Annotated in this window: 29 protein-coding genes and 1 pseudogene; 1 reads left to right on the top strand and 29 read right to left on the bottom strand. The window is 43.9% G+C overall.

What is annotated here, in order from left to right:
• Positions 1–31 precede the first annotated feature (31 nt).
• From rplQ to AC4MC0_RS01870, 29 genes and pseudogenes are all read right to left on the bottom strand, one after another.
• Positions 32–397: a 50S ribosomal protein L17 gene (gene rplQ, locus AC4MC0_RS02010; RefSeq protein ID WP_004691290.1), complete on the bottom strand. Its 366-nt coding sequence runs from the start codon at positions 395–397 to the stop codon at positions 32–34.
• An 18-nt stretch (positions 398–415) separates the two neighbouring features.
• Entirely contained in the window at positions 416–1,423 is a 1,008-nt protein-coding gene (locus tag AC4MC0_RS02005; RefSeq protein ID WP_004691292.1) for a DNA-directed RNA polymerase subunit alpha, read from the bottom strand.
• A 16-nt stretch (positions 1,424–1,439) separates the two neighbouring features.
• A complete protein-coding gene (rpsD, locus tag AC4MC0_RS02000; protein ID WP_004691294.1) occupies positions 1,440–2,066 on the bottom strand; it encodes a 30S ribosomal protein S4 in 627 nt (208 codons plus the stop codon).
• A gap of 12 nt (positions 2,067–2,078) precedes the next feature.
• Complete coding sequence (gene rpsK / locus AC4MC0_RS01995; RefSeq protein ID WP_001040166.1) at positions 2,079–2,465, bottom strand: 30S ribosomal protein S11; 387 nt, start codon at positions 2,463–2,465, stop codon at positions 2,079–2,081.
• A 19-nt stretch (positions 2,466–2,484) separates the two neighbouring features.
• The gene (rpsM, locus tag AC4MC0_RS01990; RefSeq protein ID WP_004691296.1) at positions 2,485–2,841 is read right to left on the bottom strand and encodes a 30S ribosomal protein S13; all 357 of its coding nucleotides are present in this window, start codon (positions 2,839–2,841) and stop codon (positions 2,485–2,487) included.
• A 107-nt stretch (positions 2,842–2,948) separates the two neighbouring features.
• Positions 2,949–3,065: a 50S ribosomal protein L36 gene (rpmJ, locus tag AC4MC0_RS01985; protein WP_000867907.1), complete on the bottom strand. Its 117-nt coding sequence runs from the start codon at positions 3,063–3,065 to the stop codon at positions 2,949–2,951.
• A 19-nt stretch (positions 3,066–3,084) separates the two neighbouring features.
• Positions 3,085–4,404, bottom strand: a complete 1,320-nt coding sequence (secY, locus tag AC4MC0_RS01980; RefSeq protein ID WP_171054269.1) for a preprotein translocase subunit SecY — start codon at positions 4,402–4,404, stop codon at positions 3,085–3,087.
• 45 nt (positions 4,405–4,449) lie between these two features.
• On the bottom strand, positions 4,450–4,890 hold the full coding sequence (rplO, locus tag AC4MC0_RS01975) for a 50S ribosomal protein L15 (protein WP_004691300.1): 441 nt from the start codon (positions 4,888–4,890) through the stop codon (positions 4,450–4,452).
• 3 nt (positions 4,891–4,893) lie between these two features.
• Positions 4,894–5,070 carry a 50S ribosomal protein L30 gene (gene rpmD / locus AC4MC0_RS01970; protein WP_004691302.1) on the bottom strand — a complete coding sequence of 59 codons (177 nt, stop codon included), beginning with the start codon at positions 5,068–5,070 and terminating at the stop codon, positions 4,894–4,896.
• 6 nt (positions 5,071–5,076) lie between these two features.
• Positions 5,077–5,574 carry a 30S ribosomal protein S5 gene (gene rpsE, locus AC4MC0_RS01965; protein ID WP_004691304.1) on the bottom strand — a complete coding sequence of 166 codons (498 nt, stop codon included), beginning with the start codon at positions 5,572–5,574 and terminating at the stop codon, positions 5,077–5,079.
• A gap of 2 nt (positions 5,575–5,576) precedes the next feature.
• Positions 5,577–5,927, bottom strand: coding sequence for a 50S ribosomal protein L18 (gene rplR, locus AC4MC0_RS01960; protein WP_004650473.1), 351 nt, complete (start codon positions 5,925–5,927; stop codon positions 5,577–5,579).
• 14 nt (positions 5,928–5,941) lie between these two features.
• Positions 5,942–6,475, bottom strand: coding sequence for a 50S ribosomal protein L6 (gene rplF, locus AC4MC0_RS01955; RefSeq protein ID WP_004691306.1), 534 nt, complete (start codon positions 6,473–6,475; stop codon positions 5,942–5,944).
• A 13-nt stretch (positions 6,476–6,488) separates the two neighbouring features.
• Complete coding sequence (rpsH, locus tag AC4MC0_RS01950) at positions 6,489–6,884, bottom strand: 30S ribosomal protein S8 (protein ID WP_004691308.1); 396 nt, start codon at positions 6,882–6,884, stop codon at positions 6,489–6,491.
• Positions 6,885–6,896: 12 nt separating this feature from the next.
• A complete protein-coding gene (gene rpsN / locus AC4MC0_RS01945; RefSeq protein WP_004691309.1) occupies positions 6,897–7,202 on the bottom strand; it encodes a 30S ribosomal protein S14 in 306 nt (101 codons plus the stop codon).
• Between the two features lie 9 nt (positions 7,203–7,211).
• Entirely contained in the window at positions 7,212–7,748 is a 537-nt protein-coding gene (gene rplE, locus AC4MC0_RS01940; RefSeq protein WP_004691311.1) for a 50S ribosomal protein L5, read from the bottom strand.
• A 15-nt stretch (positions 7,749–7,763) separates the two neighbouring features.
• Entirely contained in the window at positions 7,764–8,081 is a 318-nt protein-coding gene (rplX, locus tag AC4MC0_RS01935; RefSeq protein ID WP_004691313.1) for a 50S ribosomal protein L24, read from the bottom strand.
• 9 nt (positions 8,082–8,090) lie between these two features.
• Positions 8,091–8,459: a 50S ribosomal protein L14 gene (rplN, locus tag AC4MC0_RS01930; RefSeq protein WP_004657680.1), complete on the bottom strand. Its 369-nt coding sequence runs from the start codon at positions 8,457–8,459 to the stop codon at positions 8,091–8,093.
• Positions 8,460–8,551: 92 nt separating this feature from the next.
• A complete protein-coding gene (rpsQ, locus tag AC4MC0_RS01925; RefSeq protein ID WP_004691314.1) occupies positions 8,552–8,809 on the bottom strand; it encodes a 30S ribosomal protein S17 in 258 nt (85 codons plus the stop codon).
• Positions 8,806–9,003 (bottom strand): 50S ribosomal protein L29, encoded by a 198-nt coding sequence (gene rpmC, locus AC4MC0_RS01920; protein ID WP_004650482.1) that lies wholly within the window; start codon positions 9,001–9,003, stop codon positions 8,806–8,808. Before rpmC ends, rpsQ begins: the two co-directional genes overlap by 4 nt.
• On the bottom strand, positions 9,003–9,416 hold the full coding sequence (rplP, locus tag AC4MC0_RS01915; RefSeq protein WP_004691317.1) for a 50S ribosomal protein L16: 414 nt from the start codon (positions 9,414–9,416) through the stop codon (positions 9,003–9,005). Before rplP ends, rpmC begins: the two co-directional genes overlap by 1 nt.
• Positions 9,356–10,172 (bottom strand): annotated as a pseudogene (gene rpsC / locus AC4MC0_RS01910) (30S ribosomal protein S3). The gene rplP and the pseudogene rpsC overlap by 61 nt, the downstream one beginning before the upstream one ends.
• Position 10,173: 1 nt before the next feature.
• Positions 10,174–10,503, bottom strand: a complete 330-nt coding sequence (rplV, locus tag AC4MC0_RS01905; protein WP_004691320.1) for a 50S ribosomal protein L22 — start codon at positions 10,501–10,503, stop codon at positions 10,174–10,176.
• A 9-nt stretch (positions 10,504–10,512) separates the two neighbouring features.
• Complete coding sequence (rpsS, locus tag AC4MC0_RS01900; RefSeq protein WP_004281508.1) at positions 10,513–10,788, bottom strand: 30S ribosomal protein S19; 276 nt, start codon at positions 10,786–10,788, stop codon at positions 10,513–10,515.
• A gap of 19 nt (positions 10,789–10,807) precedes the next feature.
• Positions 10,808–11,632, bottom strand: a complete 825-nt coding sequence (gene rplB / locus AC4MC0_RS01895; RefSeq protein WP_004691322.1) for a 50S ribosomal protein L2 — start codon at positions 11,630–11,632, stop codon at positions 10,808–10,810.
• A gap of 11 nt (positions 11,633–11,643) precedes the next feature.
• Positions 11,644–11,964 carry a 50S ribosomal protein L23 gene (rplW, locus tag AC4MC0_RS01890; protein ID WP_004691323.1) on the bottom strand — a complete coding sequence of 107 codons (321 nt, stop codon included), beginning with the start codon at positions 11,962–11,964 and terminating at the stop codon, positions 11,644–11,646.
• Positions 11,961–12,563, bottom strand: a complete 603-nt coding sequence (rplD, locus tag AC4MC0_RS01885; RefSeq protein ID WP_004691326.1) for a 50S ribosomal protein L4 — start codon at positions 12,561–12,563, stop codon at positions 11,961–11,963. Before rplD ends, rplW begins: the two co-directional genes overlap by 4 nt.
• An 11-nt stretch (positions 12,564–12,574) precedes the next feature.
• Entirely contained in the window at positions 12,575–13,213 is a 639-nt protein-coding gene (rplC, locus tag AC4MC0_RS01880; RefSeq protein WP_004691328.1) for a 50S ribosomal protein L3, read from the bottom strand.
• Between the two features lie 60 nt (positions 13,214–13,273).
• Positions 13,274–13,585: a 30S ribosomal protein S10 gene (gene rpsJ, locus AC4MC0_RS01875; RefSeq protein WP_000070912.1), complete on the bottom strand. Its 312-nt coding sequence runs from the start codon at positions 13,583–13,585 to the stop codon at positions 13,274–13,276.
• Between the two features lie 264 nt (positions 13,586–13,849).
• On the bottom strand, positions 13,850–14,587 hold the full coding sequence (locus tag AC4MC0_RS01870; protein ID WP_335998418.1) for a type 1 glutamine amidotransferase: 738 nt from the start codon (positions 14,585–14,587) through the stop codon (positions 13,850–13,852).
• 161 nt (positions 14,588–14,748) lie between these two features.
• Between AC4MC0_RS01870 and AC4MC0_RS01865 the strand changes: the two genes are divergently transcribed.
• Positions 14,749–15,957 (top strand): PLP-dependent transferase, encoded by a 1,209-nt coding sequence (locus AC4MC0_RS01865; protein ID WP_335998419.1) that lies wholly within the window; start codon positions 14,749–14,751, stop codon positions 15,955–15,957.

Raw genomic sequence — 15,957 nt, 5'->3', positions numbered from 1 at the left:
TTTCTAAGAACAACTGAATAGTTCTACGAAATTATTTAACTTCGCGATCTACTAGTTCAACGTAAGCCATCGGCGCAGCATCACCTGCACGGAAGCCCGCTTTAAGAACACGTAGATAACCGCCGTTACGTTCTTTGTAACGAGGGCCAAGAACGGTAAATAATTTACCAACAGTTGCTGCTGAACGAGTACGAGCAAACGCTAAGCGACGGTTTGCAACAGTATCGTTTTTAGCTAAAGTGATTAAAGGCTCAGCTACACGACGTAACTCTTTTGCTTTAGGCACAGTTGTTTTGATCAACTCGTGCTCAAACAAAGAGTTAGCCATGTTTTGAAACATCGCTTTACGATGGCTGCTTGTACGGCCTAATTTCACACCACTATTACGATGACGCATGGTGATAGTCCTACTTAATTAACGGCTACGATAGGCGAAACGATCGTCCATACGGAGACTAGCTGGTGGCCAGTTCTCTAAACGCATGCCGAGTTGTAAGCCTTTTGAAGCCAGAACATCTTTGATCTCAGTAAGCGATTTTTTACCAAGGTTAGGAGTTTTGAGTAACTCAACCTCAGTGCGCTGTACAAGATCACCAATGTAGTAAATGTTTTCTGCTTTCAAACAGTTAGCAGAACGAACAGTAAGCTCTAGATCATCTACTGGACGAAGCAAAATCGGATCAACTTCTTCACGAGGTTCTTGAGCAACAGGAGCTTGATCTTTCTGAAGGTCAACAAAAATTGCAATTTGTTGTTGCAAGATTGTTGCCGCTTTGCGGATCGCTTCTTCAGGATCAACTGTACCGTTGGTCTCAAGATCAATGACCAATTTATCAAGGTCTGTACGTTGTTCTACACGAGCGTTTTCCACTGTGTAAGACACACGTTTGATTGGGCTATAAGAAGCATCTAACTGTAAGCGACCTACAGGGCGAGTTTCGCCTTCTGGGAAACGCGAGTCAGAAGTTTCATAACCACGACCTTGAGAAACTTTCAAGCGCATTTTTAATGAGCCTGAAGCACTTAAAGTACCGATCAAATGTTCAGGGTTAACCACTTCAACATTATGAGGTAAACGAAGGTCAGCGGCAGTTACGTCGCCAGGACCTTGTTTCTCTAATGTCAAATAAGCTTCATTTTGATCGAACAGCTTAATAGACAATCCTTTTAGGTTCAGCAAGAGCTCGACGATGTCCTGCTGCAAGCCTTCCAAAGTACTGTACTCGTGCTCGACACCTTCAATCTCAACTTCAACCACAGCAGCGCCAGGTAAAGAAGAAAGAAGGATGCGACGTAAAGCATTGCCCAGAGTATGACCAAAGCCACGCTCTAAGGGTTCTAGAATAACTTTTGCCGAGGTCCCGCTAACCGCTTCGACCTTGATCGCTTGCGGAGTTAGAAACTCATTTGCAGTACGCGTCATATTGCTACCTCAAGGATTATTTAGAATACAATTCTACAATCAAGCTTTCGTTGATTTCAGCAGGTAAATCTGAACGATCTGGTGCAGCTTTAAACGTACCTTCCAACTTAGAATGGTCAATTTCCATCCAAGAAGGAATACCACGTTGTGCAGCTAATTCAACTGCGTTTTTGATACGCAATTGTTGTTTAGCACCTTCATGCACAGCAATTACATCACCAGCTTTAACTTGGATAGACGCGATGTTAACACGACGGCCATTCAAAGTGATCGAGCGGTGAGATACAAGCTGACGAGCTTCTGCACGTGTAGAACCAAAACCCATGCGATAAACGACGTTATCAAGACGGCTTTCAAGCAGTTTCAACAAGTTTTCACCAGTTGCGCCTTTCACACGAGCAGCTTCTTTATAGTAATTACTAAATTGACGCTCTAAAACACCGTACATACGACGTACTTTTTGTTTTTCACGTAATTGTAGTGAGTACTCAGATTGTTTGCCACCACGCGCTCCGCCATGTTGGCCAGGAGCTTTAGCAGCTTTTTTAGTTTTGACGTCAAATGGTTTAACGCCAGATTTTAATTGCAGGTCTGTCCCTTCGCGGCGAGAGAGTTTGCATTTTGGACCAATATAACGAGCCATGAATGTTTCTCCTTACACGCGACGTTTTTTAGGTGGACGGCAACCGTTGTGCGGGATTGGCGTCACATCGGTAATGCTGTTAATTTTATAACCCACTGCACCTAAAGCACGAACCGCAGATTCACGACCAGGACCAGGACCTTTTACAAGGACGTCCAAGTTTTTCAAACCGTAGTCTAAAGCAGCTTTACCAGCAACTTCAGCAGCTACCTGAGCAGCAAACGGAGTTGATTTACGTGATCCACGGAAGCCTTGTCCACCAGAGGTAGCCCAAGCCAGTGCATTACCTTGACGATCGGTAATAGTCACAATGGTGTTATTAAAAGAAGCGTGAATGTGTGCAACACCTTCAGAGACGGTACGAGTGACCTTCTTGCGTGTGCGAGTATCTTTAGCCATCTTTTAGCTTCCAGAAATCTTATTTCTTAATAGGTTTGCGCGGACCTTTACGGGTACGTGCGTTAGTTTTGGTGCGTTGTCCACGGACAGGCAAGCTGCGACGATGACGAAGACCGCGGTAGCAGCCTAAATCCATTAAACGTTTAATGTTCATGGAAATTTCGCGACGTAAATCACCTTCGGTCGGAACCTTAGCAACTTCTGCACGAATCGCATCAAGCTGAGCGTCATCTAATTCACGGATCTTTGTAGTCGGCGCGATACCAACAGCAGCCAAGATATTCTTAGCAGTGTGGCGACCTACACCAAAGATGTACGTTAGAGAGATAACAGCATGCTTGTTATCCGGAATGTTTACACCGGCAATACGAGCCATTCAATTTTCTCCAAAAAGGCAGTTAAGACAATCAACCGCCCCACAAAAATCTTGAGGGGCGGATAATAACCTAATTAGCCTACTGAAATCAACAGGTCTTGATCAGATTAACCTTGACGCTGCTTATGACGAGGTTCTGCGCTACAAATTACGCGAATAACCCCATTACGACGGATAACTTTACAGCTACCACAAATTTTCTTTACAGAAGCTTGTACTTTCATGATGAAACCTCAAGTGCGCTTATCCCTTAGGATGAGCAGTCGTTTTTCTCATTAACGTTTGATTATCGTACTGATGCGAGGTGAGATGTGCTTGTAGCTGAGCCATAAAGTCCATCACTACCACCACAACAATAAGCAAAGATGTTCCACCTAAAGAGAATGGAATACCAAATGAGCTTTGTAAAATCATCGGCATTAAGCAAATGATGGTGATATAAATCGCGCCAATAAATGTCAAACGGTTAAGAATATGATCTAAGTAACGAGCAGTTTGCTCACCTGGACGAATACCAGGTACATAAGCCCCGCTGCGTTTCAAGTTTTCCGATACTTCTTTCGGGCTAAATACAAGCGCTGTATAAAAGTAACAGAAAAAGATAATTAACGCACCAAAGAGCACCAAATACAACGGCTGACCAGGCGAAAGCACCAATGCCAAATCTTGCAAACTACGTTTGATAATACCCGCATTCGGATCTGCACTACCCACCCATTGCCCTAAGCTCGCAGGGAACAAAAGCAATGAACTTGCGAAAATCGCAGGGATCACACCCGCCATATTAATTTTCAATGGCAAATGCGACTGTTGTGCAGTAAATACACGACGTCCTTGTTGTTTTTGAGCATAGTTTACTGGAATACGACGTTGCGCCTTCTCAATAAACACAATTGCAGCTAATACAGCCAGAGACAACACGCCAAAAATCACCAAGCCAATTAGACTGGTTTGACCATTATCTACTGATGATATTGATTGCAGAATTAAATTCGGCAAACCTGCAACGATACCGGCGAAGATGATCATGGAAATACCATTACCCACCCCACGTTCAGTAATTTGCTCACCTAACCACATCAAGAACATTGTACCTGCAACCAAAGAGGTTACAGCTGGTACGTAGAAAGCCAGACCTGCAGTTAAGGTAATCCCTTGACTGATCAGACCAGCACACATCCCAATTGCCTGCACGAGTGCAAGGAACAATGTACCCTGTCGCGTATATTGATTAATCTTACGCTTGCCTTGTTCGCCTTCTTTCTTTAAAGCTTCCAGCGAAGGAATAACTGTAGACATTAACTGCACGATAATCGATGCAGAAATGTACGGCATAATCCCAAGAGCAAGAATGGACATACGCTCTAATGCACCACCTGAAAACATGTTAAACAAACCAAGGATCGTGCCTTGGTTTGCATTAAAAAGATTTTCAAGTGCGGCATTATTAATGCCTGGTACTGGAATATGTGCTCCTAGTCGAAAAACCAATAATGCACCGATGAGAAACATCATGCGGCGAATAATTTCACGGTATTTCACATGAAATGGCTGGCCTTTCATCATATTGACATGACCTGAAGAACTAGGAGACATAGACACTAGCGATTACTCCTCGACTTTACCGCCAGCAGCTTCAACAGCAGCTTTAGCGCCTTTAGTCACAGCAACACCTTGAACAGTGAATGCACGAGTAATTTCACCAGAAAGTACGATACGAGCACGTAACATATCCTTACGTACAACGTTTGCAGCTTTTAAAGTTTCTAGGCTAACGATGTCGCCTTCCACTTTAGTAAGCTCAGATAAACGTACTTCAGCAGTTTTCAAAGCGATTTGGCTAGTGAAACCGAATTTAGGTAAACGACGATATAACGCAGTTTGACCACCTTCAAAGCCTGGACGAGTACCACCGCTCTTACGTGAATTCTGACCTTTGACACCACGGCCACCAGTCTTACCAACGCCAGAACCGATACCACGGCCTAGACGACGATTTTCACGTTTTGCACCTTCAGCAGGTGCAAGCTCATTTAAACGCAGAGTCATGGCTTATTCCTCTACACTAACCATATAGTAGACTTGGTTGATCATACCACGGTTAGAAGGCGTATCTTGCACTTCTACAGTATGACCAATACGACGCAGACCTAAACCTTGTAGGCTAAGCTTGTGATTTTTCAAGCGATGCGCAGAAGATTTAGTCTGGGTAACTTTAATCGTTTTCATGATTGATTACCCTTGAATTTGTTCTACTGTAAGACCACGTTTCGCAGCAACCTTCTCAGGAGAAGTCATATCACGCAGACCGTTAAAAGTCGCGTTTACTACGTTTGCAGCGTTAGTAGAACCATAACATTTTGTTAATACGTTACGTACGCCCACAGCTTCTAGAACTGCACGCATAGCACCACCAGCGATTACACCAGTACCTTCAGAAGCAGGCTGCATGTAAACACGGCTTGCACCGTGACGCGCGTTAATAGGGTGCTGTACAGTACCGTTAACAAGGTCAACAGTAATCATGTTGCGACGAGCAGCTTCAAGTGCTTTAGAAATAGCAGCTGGAACTTCACGTGCTTTACCACGACCAAAACCTACACGACCATTACCATCACCAACCACAGTCAATGCTGTGAAAGAGAAGATACGACCACCCTTAACAACTTTGGCTACACGATCAACGGCAACCAGCTTTTCAACAAGACCTTCGTTTTGTTCAACTTTAGCCATGATTAGAACTCCAAGCCGTTTTCACGAGCAGCATCAGCCAAGGCTTTGATACGACCATGATATTTGAAACCAGAACGGTCAAATGCAACTTTAGTAACACCAGCTGCTTTAGCGCGTTCTGCGATTAAAGCACCTACTTTAGTAGCTGCTTCAACGTTACCAGTTGTGCCAGCACGTAAAGTAGCATCTAAAGTTGAAGCTTGCGCTAAAACTTTGCCACCATCTGCTGAAATAACTTGAGCGTAGATGTGACGCGGAGTGCGGTTTACACACAAACGAGTCGCACCCAACGCACGGATGTGCAAGCGTGTGCTTTTCGCACGACGCAAACGGGATTGTTTCTTTTCGTTCATAAGAACCTCGCGCCTTATTTCTTCTTAGCTTCTTTACGAAGTACAACTTCGTCAGAATAACGAACACCTTTACCTTTATAAGGCTCTGGTGGACGGTAACCACGGATATCTGCAGCAACCTGACCTAAACGTGCTTTATCAGCAGATTTAAGAACAATTTCAGTTGCGGTAGGAGTTTCAGCAGTTACACCTTCAGGAAGCGTATAGTCGATCGGGTGAGAGAAACCAAGGTTAAGGTTAACAATATTACCTTTAACCGCAGCTTTATAACCAACACCGATAAGTTGTAACTTACGTTCGAAGCCTTCGCTCACACCTTTTACAAGGTTGTTAAGCACAGCGCGAGCAGTACCAGCTTGCATCCAAGCGTCTTTCGACTCAGCTTTTGGAGCAATCGCTAAAATACCGTCTTCCTGTTTAAGCTCGACCAGCGCATGCAGGGTGAAAGACAAAGTACCTTTGCTACCTTTCACTTCGACCTGCCGGCCGTTCTGAGTAACTGTTACACCGTTAGGTACAGTTACTGGGGCTTTAGCCACACGAGACATGAGGAATCACCTATTAAGAAACAAAAGCAATAACTTCACCACCGATACCTGCAGCACGTGCAGCGCGATCAGTCATGATGCCTTTGCTTGTAGAAACAATTGCAATACCTAAACCTTGCTTAACGCTCGGAAGTGCATCTTTACCGCGATACTGACGTAGACCTGGACGGCTTACGCGTTTCACAGTTTCGATAACTGGTTTGCCTTCGAAATACTTTAAAGTCAAAGTAAGAGTTGCTTTGCCTTCAGCATCAGCAACTTCTACGTTTGAAATGTAACCTTCTTGTTGAAGAACGTTTGCAATAGCAACCTTCAACTTAGAGTTAGGCATAGAAACGGTTTGTTTCTTTGCCATTTGCGCGTTACGAACACGAGTTAACATGTCGGCAACGGTATCTTGCATACTCATCTATAGCGCTCCTTACCAGCTTGCCTTAACAACGCCCGGTACATCACCTTGCATTACTGTATCGCGTAATTTGTTACGGCTTAAACCGAACTTACGGAAGTAACCATGAGGACGACCAGTTAAACCACAACGGTTACGTAAACGTACTGGAGACGCATTACGTGGTAATGCTTGGAATTTCATCATCGCTTCGAAACGCTCTTCGTCGCTAGCATTTACGTTTGCAATAACAGCTTTTAATTCAGCACGTTTTGCAGCGTATTTAGCAACAGTAGCTTCGCGTTTCAATTCGCGATTAATCATACTTTTCTTAGCCATATCGACCTCTTATTTGAACGGGAAGCCGAATGCACGCATAAGCGCACGGCCTTCGTCATCGGTGCGAGCAGTCGTAGTGATGGTAATATCCATACCACGAATACGATCAATCTTATCAAAATCGATTTCAGGGAACATGATTTGTTCCTTAAGACCCATTGAGTAGTTTCCGCGACCGTCAAATGATTTCGCAGAGAAACCACGGAAGTCACGGATACGAGGGATCGCAATCGAGATTAGACGGTCTAAGAATTCGTACATACGTTCGCCGCGTAAAGTAACTTTACAACCAATCGGCCAACCATCACGGATTTTGAAACCAGCGATTGATTTGCGAGCTAACGTAAGAACTGGTTTTTGACCAGCGATAGCTTGCATATCAGCAAGAGCACCATCAAGGAGTTTTTTGTCAGCAGCAGCTGCGCCAACACCCATGTTGATCGTGATTTTAGTAATGCGAGGAATATCCATCACATTTTTAACGGCTAAAGTCTCTTGTAATTGAGCCTTAAGTTCGTCGTTGTAACGCGTTTTAAGTCTGGCCATTGCCTTTTCAACCTATTACTTCGCTACCGCCACTGATTCACCATTTGACTTGTAAACGCGAGTTTTCACGCCTTCAGTCACTTGGTAACCAACACGGTCAGCCTTTTGGGTTGTAGCATTAAAAATTGCCACGTTAGAGATATGAAGCGAAGCTTCTTGTGTAACTACAGCGCCTTCAGCACCTGTTGCACGGTTCGGCTTTTGATGCTTCTTAACCAAGTTAAGGCCTTCAACCATAACACGGTCATTTGAAACAGACAGAACAGTACCCTGTTTGCCTTTTTCTTTACCTGCGATCACAATAACTTGATCGCCTTTTTTAATCTTAGCCATGATTGCCTCTTATAGAACTTCAGGAGCCAGTGAAATAATTTTCATGAACTGTTCAGTACGAAGTTCACGAGTCACTGGTCCGAAAATACGAGTTGCAATCGGCGCTTTGTTGTTGTTCAAAATAACAGCAGCGTTATCGTCGAAACGAATCACTGAACCGTCTGGACGACGGATACCGAATTTTGTACGAACTACAACAGCATTCATCACGTCACCTTTTTTAACACGTGCGCGTGGAATAGCTTCTTTTACAGTAACTTTAATAATGTCGCCAACAGAAGCATAACGACGGTGTGAACCACCAAGTACTTTAATACATTGTACGCGGCGAGCACCACTATTGTCTGCTACGTCTAGCATACTTTCGGTTTGAATCATTGCCCTACTCCAAAACCGAGCATCACCGGTCACAATTTCGAAAGGCTCAAAGAGTACTCGAAATTAACCGATGATGCAACAGATACGTCTAATTACTCAGCAGCAGCTTCAACAACTTCAACTAGAGTCCAAGACTTAGTTTTAGAAATTGGGCGGCTTTCTTTGATAGTCACAACGTCGCCAGTTTTAGCTGTGTTGTTCTCATCGTGAGCATGTAATTTAGTTGAACGGCGGATTGATTTGCCATACAACGGGTGTTGAACGCGGCGTTCGATAAGTACAACAATAGACTTGTCCATTTTGTCGCTTACTACTTTGCCGGTTAACGTGCGAACTGTTTGTTCACTCATTGTCCGTTCCCCTGTTTTTCGGTAAGGAGTGTCTTAATACGAGCAATTGTCTTACGAGTAAGTGCAACTTCGTGCGATTTACCCAATTGACCAGTTGCTTTTGCCATACGAAGACGGAATTGGTTAAGCTGTTGCTCATCAAGCAAAGCTGTCAACTCTTCTACCGACTTTTCACGTAGATCTTTAGTTTTCATTACATTACCGTCCGAGTCACGATAGTGGTTTTAAACGGAAGTTTAGCAGCTGCAAGCGTAAACGCTTCGCGAGCCAATTCTTCGTTAACACCATCAATTTCGTACAAGACTTTACCTGGTTTGATTTGACAAACCCAGTATTCCACAGAACCTTTACCTTTACCCATACGCACTTCAAGAGGCTTAGAAGTAATTGGCTTGTCTGGGAAAACACGGATAAAGATCTTACCACCACGTTTAATACGACGGCTGATTGTACGACGCGCTGCTTCAATTTGACGAGCAGTCATTTGACCACGCTCAACAGATTTAAGTGCGATTGTACCAAAAGATACCGAGCTACCGCGGTGAGCTAGACCAGTGTTACGGCCTTTCTGCACTTTACGGAATTTAGTACGTTTAGGTTGTAACATGGATTATTCTCCTTTTTCAGCAGAACGATCATTGCGACGACCACGACGCTCTTGACCTTCACCACGACCACGACCGCGTTTAGCTGGACGTTCTTCAGCTGGAGCTGGGTTCATGACTTGTTTCATGCCACCCAAGATCTCACCACGGAAGATCCAAACTTTAACACCAATCGTACCGTAAGTCGTTTCAGCACGCATAGTTGAATAATCGATGTCTGCACGAAGTGTATGCAAAGGTACGCGACCTTCACGATACCACTCAGTACGAGCAATCTCAGCACCACCTAAACGGCCTGATACTTCAACTTTAATACCTTTAGCACCAGCACGCATTGTGTTTTGAACCGCACGCTTCATAGCACGACGGAACATTACACGCTTTTCCAATTGAGAAGCGATAGCTTCAGCAACTAAACGAGCGTCTAAGTCTGGGCGATCGATTTCATTGATACTTACTTGCGCTGGAATACCCATAATTTGAGTAAGTTCACGCTGTAGTTTCTCAATGTCTTCGCCTTTTTTACCGATAACGATACCAGGACGTGCAGTGCTAATAGTTACTTTAGCAGCGCCCGTAGGACGTTCGATAAGAATATTGCTGATCATTGCATTCTTAAGTTTTTTAGTTAAAAACTCACGAACTTGAAGATCTTTAAGCAAGTATTCAGCGTATTGTTTCGGACTCGCATACCAGTTGGCGTTATGACGTTTTACAACACCAAGGCGGATACCGATTGGATGAACCTTCTGACCCATATCAAACCCCTACCTTAACGGTAATGTGACAAGTACGCTTAGTAATACGATCTGCACGGCCTTTAGCACGCGGCATAATACGTTTAAGGCTAGTGCCTTCGTCAACGTAAATCGTAGTAACCTTAAGGTCGTCTACATCTAAACTGTTATTGTGTTCAGCGTTTGCAATTGCAGATTCCAATGCTTTTTTAACCAAAACCGCAGCTTTTTTGTTGCTGAAGTTGAGAATATTAAGCGCGTGAGCAACAGATTTGCCACGGATTAGGTCTGCAACCAAACGAGTTTTTTGTGCCGAGATAGCGGCACCGCGTAATTTAGCAGTAACTTCCATCATAGCACCTTAACGTTTAGATTTCTTGTCAACACCGTGACCACGATAGGTACGAGTTGGCGCGAATTCACCAAGTTTGTGACCAACCATATGTTCAGATACGATCACTGGAACATGGTTACGGCCATTATGTACAGAAATTGTTAAACCAACAAAATCTGGGAGGATCATCGAACGACGCGACCAAGTTTTGATCGGCTTACGGTTATTAGCCGCGATAGCCGCTTCAACCTTAGCGAACAAGTGCGCATCGACGAATGGGCCTTTTTTCAGAGAACGAGGCATTGTCAGATTCCTTTACTTGTTACTTAACGCGACGGTCGCGAATAATCATCTTAGTCGTACGCTTATTGGTACGTGTCTTGTACCCTTTAGCTTTTTGACCCCATGGGCTTACAGGTTGAATACCTTTGCTACGACCTTCACCACCACCGTGCGGGTGATCTACTGGGTTCATCGCCATACCACGAACGGTAGGACGAACGCCACGCCAGCGTGCTGCACCTGCTTTACCAAGTGAACGAAGGTTGCTTTCTTGGTTAGAAACTTCACCAAGAACTGCACGGCACTCAACGTGAATTTTACGCATTTCACCAGAACGTAAACGAACGATAGCGTAAGAACCGTCACGACCCAACAACTGAACTGAAGTACCAGCAGAACGAGCTAATTGCGCGCCTTTACCGATTTTAAGTTCGATGTTGTGAAGAGTAGAACCGATAGGCATGTTGCGAAGCGGTAAACAGTTACCTGGACGAATTGGAGCATCGTTACCAGATTGAACTTTATCGCCAGCGCGAAGGCCTTTAGGCGCGATGATGTAGCGACGCTCACCATCAGCATACAATACTAGTGCAATGTGTGCTGTACGGTTAGGATCGTATTCAATACGCTCTACAGTTGCAGGAATACCATCTTTGTTACGTTTAAAGTCAACTAGACGGTAGTGCTGCTTGTGACCGCCACCAACGTGACGAGTCGTGATGTGACCGTTGTTATTACGACCACCAGTACGTTTTTTAGCTTCAACCAACGGAGCATAAGGCGCACCTTTGTGAAGATGGTCGTGAACGACTTTCTCTACAAAGCGACGTCCAGGAGACGTTGGCTTACATTTTTGAATTGGCATAATTCTCGTCCTTATTCCGCTGCGCTTTCAGCGGTATCGCCCAAGTCAGCCATTTCAACATCTTGGCCAGCTTTCAGGGTGACGTATGCTTTTTTAACATCAGAACGACGTCCTAATGTTTTACCAAAGCGTTTAGTCTTACCTTTAGTGATCGTTGTGTTAACTTTAACAACTTGAACACCAAACAATTGCTCAACAGCTTTTTTGATTTCAAGTTTGTTTGCATCAAGTGCAACTTTGAAAACTTGAACACCAGCAGTTTCGCCTAAAACTTGTGCTTTTTCTGAGAATACAGGTCCTTGTAGGACTTGATAGATACGTTCGTTGTTCATCCGAGTTCTACCTCAATTTTCTTAGCAGCAGCTACAGACATAACAACTTTATCGAACGCAATCAAGCTAACAGGATCGATAGCAGCAGCATCAACCACATCAACGTGTGGAATGTTGCGCGCTGCAAGGTATAGATTCTCATCTACAGATTCTGTAACGATCAATGCACGAGTAGCATTCAAGTCGTTAAGTTTTGCAAGCAACTCTTTAGTTTTTGGAGCAGCAACAGCAAACTCTTCAACCAATACAAGACGATCTTGGCGAACAAGTTCAGCTAAGATACATTGCATTGCACCGCGATACATTTTGCGGTTAACTTTTTGAGACCAATCTTGTGGGCGAGCAGCAAAAGTTTTACCACCACCTACCCAGATTGGGCTACGAATAGAACCAGCACGAGCGCGACCAGTACCTTTTTGACGGAATGGCTTTTTGCCACCGCCAGAAACGTCTGCACGTGATTTCTGAGCTTTTGAACCTTGACGGCCACCAGCTAAATAAGCTGTAACAACCTGGTGTACAAGAGCTTCATTGAATTCACGACCGAACGCAACTTCTGATAATTCAACAGCAGAGCCGGAAACAGTATTTAAATTCACGTTATTTCCCCTCAGGCCTTGATCGTAGGACGAACAGTTACGTCACCACCAGTAGCGCCAGGAATTGCACCTTTCACTACTAAAACTGAACGTTCTGCGTCGATAGATACAATTTCTAGACCCTGTACAGTTACGCGTTCAGCACCTAAATGGCCAGCCATTTTTTTGCCTTTGAATACGCGACCAGGAGTCTGGTTTTGACCTGTAGAACCCAGAACACGGTGAGAAAGTGAGTTACCGTGAGTCGCATCTTGCGTACGGAAGTTCCAACGCTTAACACCACCTTGGAAACCTTTACCTTTCGACTGACCAGTTACGTCAACTACTTGACCAACTGTGAACATGTCTACACCGATAGTTCCACCAACTTCACGACCTTCAAGATCAGCTTCTGTTGCACGAAATTCTTGAACTAGACGACCAGCAGCAACACCCGCTTTCGCGAAGTGACCTTTCTGAGCGTTAGTTACGCGAGATTCGCGACGTTCACCAGTAGTGATTTGAATCGCTTGATAACCATCAGTTTCAAGCGTTTTGATTTGAGTGATGCGGTTAGGATCAACCTCAATCACTGTAACAGGCACAGAAACACCAGCATCTGTAAAGATACGTGTCATACCGCACTTGCGACCGACTAAACCAATAGCCATGTGCATAAACCTCTAAAAAAGCGGCCTAATTAACTTAGAGCGTTAATTAACCCGAAAGCCTTAACCCAATGCGATCTGAACATCAACACCAGCTGCAAGATCTAACTTCATCAATGCATCTACAGTTTTGTCTGTAGGTTGAACGATGTCGATCAAACGTTTATAAGTGCGGATCTCGTATTGGTCACGCGCATCTTTGTTAACGTGTGGTGATGTTAAAACGTTAAAACGTTCAATGCGTGTAGGCATTGGAATTGGACCACAAACTTGTGCGCCAGTACGTTTTGCTGTTTCTACGATTTCTTGAGCTGATTGATCAATTAAACGGTGATCAAAAGACTTCAAACGGATACGAATTCTCTGGTTAGACATACCAGTAAACTCCAAGCCAAATATATAAAGAATCACTCCTGACGCATCTCACCCCACTAAAAGGTAAGTGTCAAGAGCAGTGAAATATCACTAAGGTCATGATCGATGCCACGACTGTCACGATGTTAACTACTTTATTCGCAGTTAACCCCCTTTCATTAAAGGGTCGCTCATTATAGCCATTGTTTAATGCATAAGCAAATCCATTTTTGATTTTTTACAATATATTCAATTTGTTTGGATTATCAGTAGCTTAAAAAAGCATCAATAGACTGTTTGCCGCAATACATAATCAATTGCACTATTAAGAATTTGATTTCCCTCAATAAAATTTAATTTTGACGATTTTTTCAATTCAGTCTCAGTTGCCACGTATTGCCCCGCAAACTTATTCAGCTCGTCATCATTTTCTAAAAAGAGTGCCAAGGTTTCTGGCACGATCTCTGGGTGAAATTGAAAACCCAATACATTCTTTCCAATTTGGTACATTTGATTACGACAGACGGTATTTTCAGCCAAATGTACGGCACCTTTTGGAATTTCAAAGGTCTCGCTATGCCATTGCATCACATTAAACTGTTCAGGCAACTCAAAGCATTCTATTGGGACATGCTGGATTTTGCGTACTGTCGCCCAACCCAACTCCTGTTGTTCATTGCGACTGACCGCGGCACCGAGCGCATTGGCAATCAGTTGCCCGCCCAAGCATAAACCAATCGCAGGTTTTCCTGCGGCCAAGTAACGCCTTAACCAACGCTTCTCAATCTTCAACCATGGAAAATTCGCTTCATCATTCACACTCATGGTGCCCCCCATAATGATGAGTAAGTCAACATCCTCAACACTCGGTAAAGCTTCTATCTCTAAGGCTTGATCTATAGGTAAAGCAAAAAACTCGGTTGCACTGATCACTGCACCTTGTTGTTTTAAATATGTATAGCAACTGCCGAACCCTTCACCAGCAATATGCTGAAAATAATGTACTTTTAAATGCGACGTCATGCGCTTATGCCTTCTTTTTACTATCCTTATAGATGATTTAGCAAAATTGAAGCCAACTTTTTATTTTGCTTACCTTTATTCACATTTGTTCAATTTTCTCGCCTATTTAGAAACTTTCTCTTAAGCTAAAAACAATTTATCGCTTTATGATGAGTCGATTCGTGAAAAAAAATCCGCAAACTGCCTTGGTCCATGCACCAAGACAAGCGCCTCAGTACATTTCAACAATCCAACCTCCCCTGTATCGTGCATCGACGATTATTTTTAAAGATACCGATGCACTGTTTAATCGCCATTGGACCGATGACTATGACTATAGTTATGGCACCCATGGCACCCCCACCACATTTACGTTAGGCGATAACATTGCACAAATTGAGGGTGGAAAGTACTGCCTACTCGCACCAAGTGGTTTATCTGCCATCAACCTAGTGAACTCATGTTTTTTAAGCCATGGTGATGAAGTTTGGGTGGCAGATAATATTTACGGGCCAAACATGGAGCATCTTCGTAATCTAGAAAAACGCTATGGCATTGGTGTTCGTGTTTATAACCCTATTGATGTGTCCTCTTTCCAACCGACGGAAAAAGCAAAACTGATTTGGATAGAAGCCGCAGGGTCGGTCACACTGGAATTTCCAGATTTGGTCGGACTGGTGAAAAAGGCACAAGCCCATCATGTGCTCTCTGTTCTAGACAACACTTGGGGCGCAGGCCTTGCCTTTAATGCTTTTGATTTTAGTGATGAGCACTTAAGTGTAGATGTAACAGTACATGCTTTGACCAAGTACCCAAGTGGCGGCGGAGACATTTTAATGGGCTCAGTCGTGACACGCGAACGAGCTTTACATCATCAACTCTTTCGTACGCATGCCATTCAAGGCATTAGCGTTTCTGGGGATGATGTTGCTCAAGTCCAACGCAGTCTGGCATCAATGCGCATTCGGTATGCCGCACAGTCTGAAAGTGCGCTGCAACTCCTGGCATGGCTAAAACAACAACCGGAATTTGTGCAGGTCTTACACCCTGCTGACTCGAGTGCCGCGGGTCATTCATATTGGAAAGACATTTGTGTCGATCAACACAGTGCAGGTTTGGTCAGTGTCATTTTCAAGCCTGAATTTGATCTGCAGGATATTCGTCAGTTTTGTGATGCCCTGTCGCTCTTCAAACTCGGCTTTAGTTGGGGCGGTCCTGTCAGTTTGGTGATGCTGTATGACCTCAAAGACATGCGTGCACTTGAGCATACACATTTACAACAAGGTTTATTGGTTCGCTTTTGTATAGGACTAGAACATCCTGCCGATTTAATTCAAGATATAGAAAACGCACTAAAACAACTGAATAACCATCACAAAAAAATTGAATAG

It is taken from the genome of Acinetobacter sp. CAU_H_S139_7, assembly GCF_058599305.1.
Note: the sequence above shows the minus strand (reverse complement) of the source record. Positions and strands in the feature narration are given on the sequence as shown.

Coding starts and splice junctions, on each gene's coding strand:
- rplQ (WP_004691290.1), bottom strand. CDS start 397: ATGCGTCATCGTAATAGTGGTGTGAAATTAGGCCGTACAAGCAGCCAT.
- AC4MC0_RS02005 (WP_004691292.1), bottom strand. CDS start 1,423: ATGACGCGTACTGCAAATGAGTTTCTAACTCCGCAAGCGATCAAGGTC.
- rpsD (WP_004691294.1), bottom strand. CDS start 2,066: ATGGCTCGTTATATTGGTCCAAAATGCAAACTCTCTCGCCGCGAAGGG.
- rpsK (WP_001040166.1), bottom strand. CDS start 2,465: ATGGCTAAAGATACTCGCACACGCAAGAAGGTCACTCGTACCGTCTCT.
- rpsM (WP_004691296.1), bottom strand. CDS start 2,841: ATGGCTCGTATTGCCGGTGTAAACATTCCGGATAACAAGCATGCTGTT.
- rpmJ (WP_000867907.1), bottom strand. CDS start 3,065: ATGAAAGTACAAGCTTCTGTAAAGAAAATTTGTGGTAGCTGTAAAGTT.
- secY (WP_171054269.1), bottom strand. CDS start 4,404: ATGAAAGGCCAGCCATTTCATGTGAAATACCGTGAAATTATTCGCCGC.
- rplO (WP_004691300.1), bottom strand. CDS start 4,890: ATGACTCTGCGTTTAAATGAGCTTGCACCTGCTGAAGGTGCAAAACGT.
- rpmD (WP_004691302.1), bottom strand. CDS start 5,070: ATGAAAACGATTAAAGTTACCCAGACTAAATCTTCTGCGCATCGCTTG.
- rpsE (WP_004691304.1), bottom strand. CDS start 5,574: ATGGCTAAAGTTGAACAAAACGAAGGTCTTGTTGAAAAGCTGGTTGCC.
- rplR (WP_004650473.1), bottom strand. CDS start 5,927: ATGAACGAAAAGAAACAATCCCGTTTGCGTCGTGCGAAAAGCACACGC.
- rplF (WP_004691306.1), bottom strand. CDS start 6,475: ATGTCTCGTGTGGCTAAAGCCCCAGTAACTGTACCTAACGGTGTAACA.
- rpsH (WP_004691308.1), bottom strand. CDS start 6,884: ATGAGTATGCAAGATACCGTTGCCGACATGTTAACTCGTGTTCGTAAC.
- rpsN (WP_004691309.1), bottom strand. CDS start 7,202: ATGGCTAAGAAAAGTATGATTAATCGCGAATTGAAACGCGAAGCTACT.
- rplE (WP_004691311.1), bottom strand. CDS start 7,748: ATGGCCAGACTTAAAACGCGTTACAACGACGAACTTAAGGCTCAATTA.
- rplX (WP_004691313.1), bottom strand. CDS start 8,081: ATGGCTAAGATTAAAAAAGGCGATCAAGTTATTGTGATCGCAGGTAAA.
- rplN (WP_004657680.1), bottom strand. CDS start 8,459: ATGATTCAAACCGAAAGTATGCTAGACGTAGCAGACAATAGTGGTGCT.
- rpsQ (WP_004691314.1), bottom strand. CDS start 8,809: ATGAGTGAACAAACAGTTCGCACGTTAACCGGCAAAGTAGTAAGCGAC.
- rpmC (WP_004650482.1), bottom strand. CDS start 9,003: ATGAAAACTAAAGATCTACGTGAAAAGTCGGTAGAAGAGTTGACAGCT.
- rplP (WP_004691317.1), bottom strand. CDS start 9,416: ATGTTACAACCTAAACGTACTAAATTCCGTAAAGTGCAGAAAGGCCGT.
- rplV (WP_004691320.1), bottom strand. CDS start 10,503: ATGGAAGTTACTGCTAAATTACGCGGTGCCGCTATCTCGGCACAAAAA.
- rpsS (WP_004281508.1), bottom strand. CDS start 10,788: ATGCCTCGTTCTCTGAAAAAAGGCCCATTCGTCGATGCGCACTTGTTC.
- rplB (WP_004691322.1), bottom strand. CDS start 11,632: ATGCCAATTCAAAAATGTAAGCCAACGTCTCCTGGACGTCGCTTTGTA.
- rplW (WP_004691323.1), bottom strand. CDS start 11,964: ATGAACAACGAACGTATCTATCAAGTCCTACAAGGACCTGTATTCTCA.
- rplC (WP_004691328.1), bottom strand. CDS start 13,213: ATGGCTATTGGTTTAGTCGGTCGCAAGTGCGGTATGACACGTATCTTT.
- rpsJ (WP_000070912.1), bottom strand. CDS start 13,585: ATGTCTAACCAGAGAATTCGTATCCGTTTGAAGTCTTTTGATCACCGT.
- AC4MC0_RS01870 (WP_335998418.1), bottom strand. CDS start 14,587: ATGACGTCGCATTTAAAAGTACATTATTTTCAGCATATTGCTGGTGAA.